Source organism: Pseudomonas sp. B21-012, from assembly GCF_024749305.1.
GTDB lineage: Bacteria > Pseudomonadota > Gammaproteobacteria > Pseudomonadales > Pseudomonadaceae > Aquipseudomonas.
The window spans coordinates 1,426,385-1,438,520 of the sequence record NZ_CP087197.1 but is presented as its reverse complement, the minus strand read 5'-3'; the positions used below and the strand labels follow the sequence as shown (position 1 = coordinate 1,438,520).

Genomic DNA, 12,136 nt, shown 5'->3' with positions numbered 1-12,136 from the left:
TAACAAGTATCGAAAACAACAATTCGAAAAGGTGTCGATATGCGTCCCATGAAAACAGTCGTAACTGCAACCCTGGCGCTGCTGGTCAGCGCCGTGGCCCAGGCCCAGCCCAGTGTCAGCGTGTACAACTGGACCGACTACATCGGTGAAACCACCCTGGCGGATTTTCAGGGCAGCACCGGTATCAAGGTCATCTACGACGTGTTCGACTCCAACGAAACCCTGGAAGGCAAGTTGCTCGCCGGTCGCACCGGCTACGACGTGGTCGTGCCTTCCAACCACTTTCTGGCCCGTCAGGTCAAAGCCGGGGCCTTTCTGAAACTGGACCGCGAGCAGTTGCCGAACTGGAAGAACCTCGACCCGGTGCTGCTCAAGTTCCTCCAGGAGAACGACGCCGACAACCTGCACTCGGTGCCCTACCTGTGGGGCACCAACGGCATCGGCTACAACGTCGACAAGGTCAAGCAGGTGCTGGGCGTCGACCACATCGATTCCTGGGCGGTGATGTTCGAGCCCGAGAACCTGAAAAAGCTCAGCCAGTGTGGCGTGTCGTTCATGGACTCGGCCGACGAACTGTTCCCGGCCATCCTCAACTACATGGGCAAGGATCCGCGCAGCGAAAAGCCTGAAGACTACAAGGCGGCCGAGGCCAAACTACTGACCCTGCGCCCCTACATCACCTATTTCCACTCGTCCAAATATGTCTCGGACCTGGCCAACGGCGATATCTGCGTGGCCTTCGGCTATTCGGGCGACGTGTTCCAGGCCGCCAACCGCGCCAAGGAAGCCAACAACGGCGTCAACATCGCCTACGCCATTCCCAAGGAAGGCAGCAACCTGTGGTTCGACCTGCTGGCGATTCCCTCCGACGCCAGCAACCCGAAAGAGGCCTACGCCTTCATCAACTACCTGCTCGACCCGAAAGTGATCGCCAAGGTCAGCGGCGTGGTCGGCTACGCCAACGCCAACCCGCCGGCCAAGCAGTACATGGACGCGGAGCTGGTCAACAACCCCGAGGTGTACCCACCGCAAGCAGTGCTCGACAAGCTGTACGTGTCCAGCACCCCGACGCCGGCGATCATGCGCCTGATGACCCGCTCCTGGAGCAAAGTGAAGTCGAACAAATGAACCAGTACAGCCCTGAACACGCCCGCTCCTACTACAGCGCCACGGCCCATGACCTGGCGCCCTACCCTGCCCTGGGCGCCGATCTGCAGGCCGATGTCTGCGTGATCGGCGGCGGTTTTACCGGGGTCAACTGCGCCATCGAACTGGCCCAGCGCGGGCTCTCGGTGATCCTCCTCGAAGCCCGGCGCATCGGCTGGGGCGCCAGCGGGCGCAACGGCGGCCAGCTGATCCGCGGTATCGGCCATGAGGTCGAGGGCTTCGCCCGCTACGTCGGCCAGGAGGGGGTGAAGTACCTGCAACGCGCCGGCATCGAATCGGTCGAGGTGGTGGCCGAGCGCGTCCGCACCCACGGCATCGATTGCGACCTGCGCTGGGGCTTTTGCGAACTGGCCAACACCCCGGCGCAGTTCGCCGCCTTGCGTGCCGAGCAGCAAAGCCTGGCCGAGCAGAATTATCGGCATGAAACGCAATTGATCGGGCCTGAGCAGATGCATCAGGTGGTCGCCTCCGACCTGTATGCCGGCGGCCTGATCGACCGCGGCTCGGGCCACCTGCATCCGCTCAACCTGGTGCTGGGCGAGGCACGCGTGGCCGAATCCCTCGGCGTGCGCATCTTCGAACAGAGCCCGGTGCTGGAAATCAGCCATGGCGCCACTGCGCAGGTACGCACCCGGCACGGTACGGTGCGCGCCGGCAGCCTGGTGCTGGCCTGCAACGCGCACCTGGATGAACTGGAGCCGCGCCTGAGCGGCAAGGTATTGCCCGCCGGCAGCTACATCATCGCCACCGAGCCGCTGTCCCAGGCACAGGCCGAGCAGCTGATTCCACAGAACCTGTCGCTGTGCGACCAGAAGGTCGGCCTCGACTATTACCGGCTGTCGGCCGACCGCCGCCTGCTGTTCGGTGGCGCCTGCCACTACTCCGGGCGCGACCCTGCGGATATCGCTGCCTACATGAAACCGAAGATGCTCAAGGTGTTCCCGCAACTGGCCAATACCCGCATCGACTTCCAGTGGGGCGGCAAGATCGGCATCACCGCCAATCGCTTCCCCCAGGTCGGCCGCCTGCAACAGCACCCGAACGTGTTCTATGCCCAGGGCTACAGCGGCCATGGCCTGAACGTCACCCACTGGACCGCGCGGCTGCTGGCCGAAGCCATTCACGCCGGGCACAGCCAGGGCCTGGATGTGTTCAGCGCGGTGCCGCACCTGACCTTCCCCGGCGGCAAGGCCCTGCGCTCGCCGTTGCTGGCGTTGGGGATGTTCTGGTACCGGCTGCGCGAGGTGCTGGGCTAAGGACGGTTAGCCGTCCGACAAATATCCTTCTTTTCCTTGCGACTGACTCAATTGCAGCTACTTTCAGTTAAGTCTTTGTTTCAGCGCATGACAGGCTTCGGAGGGAATCGAAGGATGATTGCAGGTCTCAAGCTCTACCCGCGCCAGCACTGGTTGCTCGGCGCGCTGCTGCTGGCCCTGGCCGGCTGCAGCAACATCGACGCGCGCACCACCGAGTATGTCGGTGCGCCCCACGCCGCCCCCACCAGTGCCGCCAATGTCCAGGTGCTGCGCAGCGAACCGACCCGGCCGCATACCCGGCTCGGTGAAATCGTCGTCGATGCCAGCGTCGAACCACCTCCGCCGATCACCGAGGTCGAGCAAAAGCTGCGCGAGCAGGCCGCCAGCATCGGCGGCGATGCCGTGGTGGTGGTCTACGACCGCATCCAGCCGGTGTCCGCTTACGTCAGCGGCCCGCTGTGGGACCGCGATATCCGCGCCATCGAAGGGCGCAAGCTCAAAGGCATCGTCATCAAGTACCAGTAATCCATGCGGGCTAACCCGTAACAGCGTTTAACTGCGTCACTGATCAGGCGTTCACGCTATGCAAAGGATTCATGCCGTTTGCTTCGCGCTGCCCTGCGCCCTGCTGTTTGCCCAGGCACCACTGGCCAATAACGCCGAGACCGCGAACAAGAGCAACAACCCGCTCAACCTGGCGCCAGGCCTGAACCTTCAGGATTACTACACGCCGTCGCTGTACGACAGCAATGCCCATAGCAACGACCTGCTGGTGCGCGGCACCCTGCCGCTGGCCGCTGGCGACTTCCTGCCGGTGCCGCAACTGCTGCGTGCGACCCTGCCGGTCAGCACCCGCCCCGATCCGCACGGTGGCTACAGCACTGGCATCGGTGACCTGAACCTGTTCGATATCTTTCTGCTCAAGACCGAAGGCGTACAGCTGGGCATCGGCCCGCAAATCACCGCCCCCACCGCCGAACACGACGAACTGGGCACCGGCAAATGGCAGGCGGGCCTGGCAGCGGTCGCTATCGATTCCTCGCCGCGCGGCCTGCTCGGTGCGCTGGTGCAATACCAGAGCTCGTTTGCTGGCGACCATGACCGGGCGCATGTGGAATCGGCCACCCTGCAGCCGTTCATCATCCACAACCTGCCCAAAGGCTGGTACCTGCGCTCCACCGCCACCTGGACCTTCGACCTGAAGAACGACAGCCACTACATCCCCCTCGGCCTGGGCCTGGGCAAGGTATGGAAGTCCGGTAGCAACATCCTCAATGCCTTCGTCGAGCCGCAGTGGACGGTGGAGAAAAAAGGCGATGGCCTGCCGCAGTTCACCGTATTTGCCGGCCTCAACCTGACCCTTGGCAAGTAAGGAGGACTGATGAACCTGCGCCAGCCGCGCCCACGCCCCATTCAACGCCAGCGCCAACCCGGGCAATGGGAAACTGCCGCTGTGGACGGCAAACAAGCACTAATCGACTGAAGGAGCCAAGCCATGGGTACCCGCCTTACTGCACGTCAAACGGCGTTGCTCGTGCTCACCACCGCCCCGCTGCTGGCCCAGGCAGACAACGCCCGCGACTGGCAGAACATCCCCATCGACCTCAACATGGTCTTTGGCTACTACAACCGCATCGATGCCAACACCCCCATCGACACCGCGCTGCCGATCGACGGCCTGTCGCTGGATGCCGACCTGTACATCCTGCGCCTGGCGCGCTCGTTCGACATTGCCGGGCGCAACAGTGCGATCCAGCTGGTGCAGCCCTATGCCGACGTGTCTGCCTCGTTCGACAACGCTCGCTTTTTCGACGGCACCAAGCACAACGGCGGCATGGGCGATACCCAGATCGTTTTCGCCCACAACTTCTTTGGCGGCCCGGCGCTGACTGCCGAGGAGTTTGCCAACTGGACTCCGGAAACCTTTATGACCGGTGCGCTGTGGCTGACCGTGCCCAACGGCGATTACGACAAGGACCGGGTGATCAACATCGGCGCCAACCGCTGGGTGCTCAAACCGGAAATCGGCTTTGGCACGCCCTTCGGCCCGACCTGGCTGGAGATCAACACCTGGGTCTCGCTGTTCGGCGACAACGACGATTACCTGGGCAACAGCAAGCTTGAGCAAAAGCCGCTGTACGCCGTTGAGGGCCACTACAGCTACACCATCAACCGCGCCTTGTGGGCCTCGCTGGACGCCACCTACAGCGCTGGCGGCGAGACCAGGGTCGATGGCGTCGGCCAGGACAACCAGCAGGAAAACGTCCTGCTCGGCGCCAGCATGGGCTTCATGCTCTCGCCGCAGTTCGGCGGCCTGATCGCTTACACCGACACGGTCTCGGAGCGCAACAAGTCGCCTGATGTGAACACCTGGACCTTGCGTCTGAACTACGCCTGGTAACTGCCATGACAAGGACTGGACCATGAGCGCCCTGACTGACATCAACGCCCTGCACGCCGCCATCGCCGAAACGGTACTTGGCCAGGACCAGGTGATCCGGCAGATCCTGATCGGCCTGTTGGCCAACGGCCACGTATTGCTCGAAAGCCTGCCGGGCCTGGCCAAGACCCGCACGGTCAAAGCCCTGGCCCGGCACCTGGACGCACAGATGAGCCGCATCCAGTTCACCCCCGACCTGCTGCCCTCGGACATCACCGGCGCCGAGGTGCTGCAGCAGGTCGGCGGCCAGCATCAGGTGCACTTCCAGCCCGGGCCGCTGTTCGGCAACCTGATCCTCGCCGACGAGATCAACCGCGCCCCGGCCAAGGTCCAGGCCGCCCTGCTCGAAGCCATGGAAGAGCGGCAGATCACCGTAGCCGGCAACAGCCACAAGCTGCCGGCGCTGTTCATGGTCATCGCCACCCAGAACCCCATCGAGCAGGAAGGCACCTACCCTCTGCCTGAGGCGCAGATGGACCGTTTTCTGATGAAGGTGCTGCTCGACTACCCGGCACCCGACAACGAAACCCAGGTGCTGCAACTGCTGCGTCAGGAAGAGCAGCAAGCGGCGGCGCAGACTGCGGCCAATACCTTCAGCCTGGCCCAGGACGCGATCTTCCAGGCGCGCCAGGAGATCGCCGCGATCCATGTCGCGCCGGCCATCGACCGCTACCTGATCGACCTGATCAACGCCACCCGCCACCCCGCCGACTACGACCCGGAGCTGGCCCGCTGGCTGCAACTGGGCGCCAGCCCGCGCGGCGGGATCAGCCTGGATCGCTGCGCGCGGGCCGATGCCTGGCTGCAAGGCCAGGACTTCGTCTCGCCGGACAACGTCCGGGCGATGCTCCACCCGGTGCTGCGCCATCGCCTGCAACCAAGTTACGACGCGGTGGCAGATGGCGTTGGCAGCCAGCAGATTCTCGACCGCCTGCTGGACAAGGTCGCCATCCCGGCATAAGGAGCAGGCCATGGCGCTCAAGGCGCAAGCAGCCGACGGGCTGGTGTATGTGTCGCTGGCCCAGCTGATGGCCCTGGAGGCCGATGCCCAGGGCTTGAGCTTTCTCGCCCGCCAGCCACGGGCCAGCGTGCTGGCCGGCAGCCACGCCTCGCGCCTGCGCGGGCGCGGCCTGAACTTCGATGAGCTGCGCCGCTACCAGCCCGGCGACGACCTGCGCCACCTCGACTGCAAGGCTTCGCTGCGCAGCGGCACGCCGATCGTGCGCACTTTTACCGAAGAGCGTGACCGCCCGGCGTTGCTGCTGATCGACCAGCGCATGTCGATGTTCTTCGGCAGCCAGCGCAGCTTCAAATCGGCCATCGCCGCGCAACTGGCAGCGCTGGCGGCGTGGATGGCACTCAAGGCCGGCGACCGCGTCGGCGCCTTGCTGTTCAACGACCAGAAGATCGAAAGCCTGTCGCCGTTGCGCAGCCGCAGCCGGGTCCAGGCCATCTGCGCGGCCACCGCGCGCTTCAACCAGGCGTTGGAAGCCCAGGCTCCGGAAAGCGACTCGGCGCAGAGCCTGGACACAGTCCTGCAACGCTGCCTGAGCCTGGCCGCCCACGATCACCTGATCTGCATCATCAGCGATTTTGCCGGTGCCAGTGAACGCACCCTGCAGCAGCTACGCCAGTTGCGCGCGCACAACGACGTCATCGCCTTGCAGGTCTATGACCCGCTGGCCCTCGACCTGCCGCGCGCCGGGCGCATGCTGGTCAGCCAGGGCCAGTTGCAGGTCGAGCTTGCCGTCGAGCGCCGCCAGGTGCACAAGCCATTGAGCGAATTTCTGCGCGCACGCCTGCAGGAGGTGGCCGCACTGCTGCGGCGCAGTCAGGTACCGTTGCTGATGTTCAGCACCGCCCTGCCCGCCAGCGAGCAACTGCGCCTGGAACTGGGCAAGCGCCAGGGGCATTGGTCATGAGCAGCGTGCGGCCAAGCATCGACCAGCTCAAGGAACTGGCCCTGCCGCCAGCCCCCAGCTACCTGCCGCAAACCTGGGGCTGGGCAGCCCTTGCGGTGCTACTGCTGGCTGCACTGCTGATCTACGGCGCCTGGCGTTATCGGCGCTGGCGGCTGAACCGCTACCGGCGCGAGGCACTGGCGCAACTGGCGCTGATCGAGTCGCGCCTGGCAGACCCGCAGCAGCATCTGGCGGCCCTGCGCGAACTGCCCGAGCTGCTCAAGCGCGTGGCATTGTCAATGCCGGCCAGCCCGGCTGTCGCCAGTTTGCGCGGTAGCGACTGGCAAGCTTTTCTCAGTGCCCACAGCCCCACAGCGCTGCCTGCGGATTTCGCCGAACAACTGGCGCACCTGGCCTACGCGCCGGACAGCCGCTTGCAAGGCAGCGATGCGCAGACGCTGCTGCAACAGTGCAGAACCTGGGTGGAACACCATCATGTGGCAGTTTGACTACCCCTGGTTGCTGCTCCTGTTGCCGCTGCCGCTGCTCGGCTACCGCTGGCTGCCGCCCTACGAAGAGGCCCGCAGTGCTATCCGCGTGCCGTTCTTCGCAGCCATCAGCCGGGCCAGCGGCCAGGCACCCGGTGTGCCCGGTACCCGCCACAACACCTGGCAACTGATTCTGCACTGGCTGCTCTGGGCCTTGCTGACTGTGGCACTGGCACGCCCGGTGCTGGTCGAACCGCCGCAACAGCATGAACAGCCGGTACGCGACCTGATGCTGGCGATCGATATTTCCCAGTCGATGCAGACCGTCGACCTCAAGGACGCCAACGGCCAGCCGGTGTCGCGCATGAGCGCAGTCAAGGCGGTGGTCCAGGACTTCATCCGTCAGCGCCCCAAGGACCGCCTCGGCCTGGTGGTGTTCGGCAGCGGCGCTTACCCGCAGGCACCGCTAACCCTCGATCACGCCAGCCTGGCCCTGCTGCTGGCGCAGACCGATGTCGGCATGGCCGGCCCCAACACCGCCATCGGTGACGCCATCGGCCTGAGCCTGAAACTGCTGGAGCAGGCCAAGGAGCCAGAAAAGGTGCTGATTTTGCTCACCGACGGCAACGACACCAGCAGCGCCATCACCCCAGCCCATGCCGCCGCCATGGCCGCCGCGCGTGGGGTGGTGATCCACACCATCGGCATCGGTGACCCGCAGGCCGAGGCCGAAGCCAAGGTCGACTTGCAGAGCCTCGAACAGATCGCCACGGCCACCGGCGGGCGGTTTTTTCGCGCCGCCGACCGCGATGCTCTGCAGCAGGTCTATACCACCCTCGACCAACTCACCCCGCACCAGGTCAAGACCCTGACCCACCAGCCCAAGCGCGACCTGTTCTGGCTGCCGCTGGCGGTGGCGCTGCTGATGTTCAGCGCCTATCACCTGTTGGCCCTGGTGTTTTCGCTGCGCCCGCGCATTAACCCTGCAAAGGCTGCCAGGCATGGACATTGACCTGCACAACCTGCATTTTCTGCGCCCGCTGTGGCTGTGGCTGCTGCTGCCTGGGGTGCTGCTACCGCTGGCCTGGTACTACCGCCGGCAAACCCTCGCAGCCGGCCACAGCAACATAGCCGCGCACCTGCTCAAGCATTTGCGCCTGGACGGCCATGACCGCCATTTGCTGCGCCCGGTGCACCTGGCCAGCGCCTTGCTGATCCTCGGCGCCGTGGCCATGGCCGGGCCGAGCTGGGAACAGGACCGCCCGGAGTTTCTCGACAACCGCGCGCCGTTGATTCTGGCCCTGGACCTGTCCGGCTCGATGGACGCCAGCGACATCGCCCCCAGCCGCCTGGAAGCGGCCAAGCACAAGCTGCACAGCCTGATCGAGCGCCGCCAGGGTGCCGCCACCGGGCTGATCGCCTATGCCGGCAGCGCGCACCTGGTGCTGCCGGCGACCCGCGACCCGGCCTTGCTCGACAGTTTTCTCCAGGCCCTGGCCAGCAACCTGATCGAGCAGCCGGGCAAGAACGTGCTGGCGGTGATCGAGCAAGCCAAGGCGCTGGTTGCCGCCGAGGATGGCCCGGCCACCCTGGTGCTGCTCAGCGATGGCGCCGACCGCAGCCAGTTGCCGCAACTGGCCAAGGCCCTGCGGGGCACCCGCCTGCAGGTGCTGGTGCTGGCCGTGGGCAACAGCGACGACGGCCTGATCAAAGGCCCCGACGGCCAGCCCCTGAGCGACAGCCAGGGCCGTCCGCAACTGGGCCGCTTTGACAAGGACGGGCTCAAGCAACTGGCCTCGGCGCTGGACGCACCGCTGGGCAGCCTGACTGTTGATGACGATGACCTGGACTGGATCGAGGCCCATGCCCAGGCACATTTCGACGACGCCAGCGCCGACCCGCAGGCCCTGCACTGGAAAGACGCCGGCTACTGGCTGTGCTGGCCGCTGCTGGTGCTGGGGTTCTTGTGCATTCGTCGCGGCTGGAGCCTGAACTGGAGCGCCTGCCTGCTGCTGGGGCTGTTGCTGCCGGTCGACGGCGCCCGTGCCAATGCCATGGCCGATGCCTTCCTCACCCCTGACCAGCAGGGCCGCTGGGCCTTCGAGCATCATCACTACCCGGCCGCTGCCGCGCACTTCAGCGACCCTTACTGGAAAGGCATCGCCGCCTACAATGCCGCCGACTACGACCTGGCCCTGGCCAGCTTCGCCCGCTTGCAGAGCGCCCCCGCCTATTTCTACCTGGGCAACATCTACACCCGGCGCTTCAAGTTCGACCAGGCCATCGCCGCCTACACTGAAGCCCTGCGCCTGCAACCGGAGTTTGCCGAAGCAAAAGCCAACCTGGCCCTGGCCCAGGCGCTGGCAAAAGACTACGACTCGGCGCAAGAGAACGCCCCTGAGGTAAAGCCTGATCAGGTGGCCTACGACAAGCCGGCCGGCAAAGGCCCGAGCAAACAGGTCGAAACCCCTCAGGCCGGGTCCGATGAACTGTGGCTACAGAACCTGACCACCTCGCCGGCAGATTTCCTGCGGCGCAAGTTCAGGCTCCAGGACCAGGCGCCAGGGGGCACGCAATGAAGCACCTGGTGTTGCTTCTGGCCCTGTTCAGCAACGGCCTGCTGGCCGCCGAGGCGCAGTTGCGCGTGCAGGCGCAACTGTTGCCCGACGACTCGGCAGTGGTCGGTGAAACCGTGCAACTGCAACTGGACGTGCTCACCGACACCTGGTTCACCAGCGCCCCGCAACTGCCCGAGCTGAACCTGCCCGGGGCCCTGGTGACACCGCCGGCAGGCCAGGCCGAACACCTGACCGAGCGCCAGGGCGACATTCCCTGGTTCGGCATGCGCTACCTGTACCAGCTTACCCTGCAACAGGCCGGTGACCTGCAACTGCCGGCCTTGACCGTCACCGCCACCCCGGGCAATGCCCAGGCACCGTTGAACGCCAGTAGCCAGCCGCTGCTGCTGCACGTGCATCTACCGGCCGGGGTTGATGCCGGGCAGCAGGTGCTGGTGGCCAGCCAGGTGCGCTTGAGCCAGCAGATAGCCCCGGCCAGCGGTGATCTGAAGGTCGGCGACAGCCTGACCCGCAGTATTACCCTGCAGGCCGACGGTGCCTTGAGCCTGATGCTGCCGGTCACCCCGCTTGACCACGTCGCGGGCCTGAGCCGCTACCTCAAGACCCCGCAGGTCACCGCGCTCGATGATGGCCGCGGGCATGCACTGGGTGGCCAGCGCATCGACAGCGCCAGCTACCGCATCGAAAAACCCGGCACGTTCCAGCTGCCCGCGCTGCGCGTGCAATGGTGGAGCACCCAGGACCAGACCCTGCACAGCGCCGAACTGCCGGCCATGCGCTTCACCGCCAGCGCCAACCCGCAATACCAGCCGCCGTTCTCGGTCACCGAAGACCTGCAACGGCTCGGCCAGCAATCACGCCTGCACCTGTCCCGGCATTGGCTGACAGCGGCGATCATTGGCGCATTGTTAGGCCTGCTCGCACTGCTCGTCCGTCGCTATCGCGACCAGGGCCGGACTGCCTGGCAGCGCTGGCAAGCTGCGCGCAAGGCGCGTCGCGAAGCCTCTGCCGCCTATGCCTGGCAACAGGTACCCGGGCAACTGCGCCAGCGCCCGGCGCAACTGAGCGCCCTGTACCTGTGGTGGCGGCGCAGCCAGGGCCGGCTGCGCCTGGCCGACGCCGATCAGGGCTTGCTGCGCCAGTGCTATGGCAGCGCCAGCCAGGCAGCACCGGAAGCATTCATCCCGCACCTGCAACAAACTCACCGGCCCACCGCCCGGCACACCCGCACCAGCGCTGGCGCACAGGCCTTGCGCCCGCTCAACCCCATACACGACAAGGAGTTGCCATGAACCTCAAGCCTCGCCAGCCCCTGTGGCTGATGCTCTTGCTGTTGCTGCACTGGCCCGCGCTGCTGCAGGCCGCCGAGCCCTTGCCCAGTTGGCGCGAGGGCGCAGCGCGCAGCGCGATACTGAGCTTTGTCGAACAGGTCACAAGCCAGGGCTCGAAGCAGTTCGTGCCCGCCGAACAGCGCATCGCCGTGTTCGACAACGACGGCACCTTGTGGAGCGAGCAGCCGGCGTACTTCCAGCTGCTGTTCGCCTTCGACGAGATCAAGCGCATGGCCCCCGAGCACCCTGAATGGAAAGACCAGCAACCGTTCAAGGCGGTGCTCGAGAACGACCAGAAAACCCTGGCCGCCGGCGGCATGGACAGCCTGCTGAAGATCGTCGGGGCGACCCATACCGGGATCAGCACCGAGACCTTCATCGGCCGCGCCAAAGCCTGGCTGGCCAAGGCCCGGCACCCGAAAAGCGGCAAGCCGTACAGCGAGATGATCTACCAGCCGATGCACGAGCTGCTCGATTACCTGCGCAGCCAGGGCTTCAAGACCTACATCGTTTCCGGCGGCGACACCGCCTTCATGCGCGCCTTCGCCGAAGAGGTCTATGGCATCCCGCCGGAACAGGTGATCGGCTCCAGCTTCATCACCGCCTACCAGGTGGTCGACGGCAAACCGCAAGTGCTGCGCACCGCCAAGATCGCCCACAACGACGATGGCCCCGGCAAGCCGGAAAGCATCGACGCGATCATCGGCCGACGGCCGATTTTGGCCTTTGGCAACTCCGACGGCGACCTGCAGATGCTGCAGTGGACCGCCGCCGGCGACGGCCCGCGGTTCATGGGCCTGGTGCATCACACTGACGCTGCGCGGGAATGGGCGTACGACCGCGACTCAAAGGTCGGGCGCCTGGACAAGGCGCTGGATGAAGCCAAACGCCAGGACTGGACTATCGTGGATATGGCTGCCGACTGGGCACGGGTATTCCCTTTCGAGGCCACCTCGAAATGAGCATGTGCAGTG

The 12,136-nt window shown here is 65.4% G+C and carries 12 protein-coding genes; all 12 read left to right on the top strand.

The window, feature by feature from the left end; translation table 11 throughout:
- Positions 1-39: 39 nt before the first annotated feature.
- The 12 genes from LOY37_RS06585 (at position 40) to LOY37_RS06530 (ending at position 12,124) form a co-directional block, all read left to right on the top strand.
- Positions 40-1,128, top strand: a complete 1,089-nt coding sequence (locus LOY37_RS06585; protein WP_045193519.1) for a polyamine ABC transporter substrate-binding protein — start codon at positions 40-42, stop codon at positions 1,126-1,128.
- Complete coding sequence (locus tag LOY37_RS06580; protein ID WP_093386362.1) at positions 1,125-2,423, top strand: FAD-binding oxidoreductase; 1,299 nt, start codon at positions 1,125-1,127, stop codon at positions 2,421-2,423. Before LOY37_RS06585 ends, LOY37_RS06580 begins: the two co-directional genes overlap by 4 nt.
- A gap of 114 nt (positions 2,424-2,537) precedes the next feature.
- Entirely contained in the window at positions 2,538-2,948 is a 411-nt protein-coding gene (locus LOY37_RS06575; RefSeq protein WP_093386367.1) for a hypothetical protein, read from the top strand.
- Between the two features lie 58 nt (positions 2,949-3,006).
- Positions 3,007-3,795: a hypothetical protein gene (locus tag LOY37_RS06570; RefSeq protein ID WP_249744374.1), complete on the top strand. Its 789-nt coding sequence runs from the start codon at positions 3,007-3,009 to the stop codon at positions 3,793-3,795.
- Between the two features lie 123 nt (positions 3,796-3,918).
- The gene (locus tag LOY37_RS06565) at positions 3,919-4,824 is read left to right on the top strand and encodes a transporter (protein ID WP_093386372.1); all 906 of its coding nucleotides are present in this window, start codon (positions 3,919-3,921) and stop codon (positions 4,822-4,824) included.
- A gap of 22 nt (positions 4,825-4,846) precedes the next feature.
- Positions 4,847-5,824, top strand: coding sequence for a MoxR family ATPase (locus tag LOY37_RS06560; RefSeq protein WP_258716503.1), 978 nt, complete (start codon positions 4,847-4,849; stop codon positions 5,822-5,824).
- Between the two features lie 10 nt (positions 5,825-5,834).
- A complete protein-coding gene (locus LOY37_RS06555; protein WP_258716502.1) occupies positions 5,835-6,785 on the top strand; it encodes a DUF58 domain-containing protein in 951 nt (316 codons plus the stop codon).
- On the top strand, positions 6,782-7,273 hold the full coding sequence (locus LOY37_RS06550) for a DUF4381 domain-containing protein (RefSeq protein ID WP_258716501.1): 492 nt from the start codon (positions 6,782-6,784) through the stop codon (positions 7,271-7,273). Before LOY37_RS06555 ends, LOY37_RS06550 begins: the two co-directional genes overlap by 4 nt.
- Positions 7,260-8,264: a VWA domain-containing protein gene (locus LOY37_RS06545; RefSeq protein ID WP_258716500.1), complete on the top strand. Its 1,005-nt coding sequence runs from the start codon at positions 7,260-7,262 to the stop codon at positions 8,262-8,264. The genes LOY37_RS06550 and LOY37_RS06545 overlap by 14 nt, the downstream gene beginning before the upstream one ends.
- Positions 8,254-9,831: a VWA domain-containing protein gene (locus tag LOY37_RS06540; RefSeq protein ID WP_258716499.1), complete on the top strand. Its 1,578-nt coding sequence runs from the start codon at positions 8,254-8,256 to the stop codon at positions 9,829-9,831. The genes LOY37_RS06545 and LOY37_RS06540 overlap by 11 nt, the downstream gene beginning before the upstream one ends.
- A complete protein-coding gene (locus LOY37_RS06535) occupies positions 9,828-11,123 on the top strand; it encodes a hypothetical protein (RefSeq protein ID WP_258716498.1) in 1,296 nt (431 codons plus the stop codon). Before LOY37_RS06540 ends, LOY37_RS06535 begins: the two co-directional genes overlap by 4 nt.
- Positions 11,120-12,124, top strand: a complete 1,005-nt coding sequence (locus tag LOY37_RS06530; RefSeq protein WP_258716497.1) for an HAD family phosphatase — start codon at positions 11,120-11,122, stop codon at positions 12,122-12,124. The genes LOY37_RS06535 and LOY37_RS06530 overlap by 4 nt, the downstream gene beginning before the upstream one ends.
- Positions 12,125-12,136: the final 12 nt, after the last annotated feature.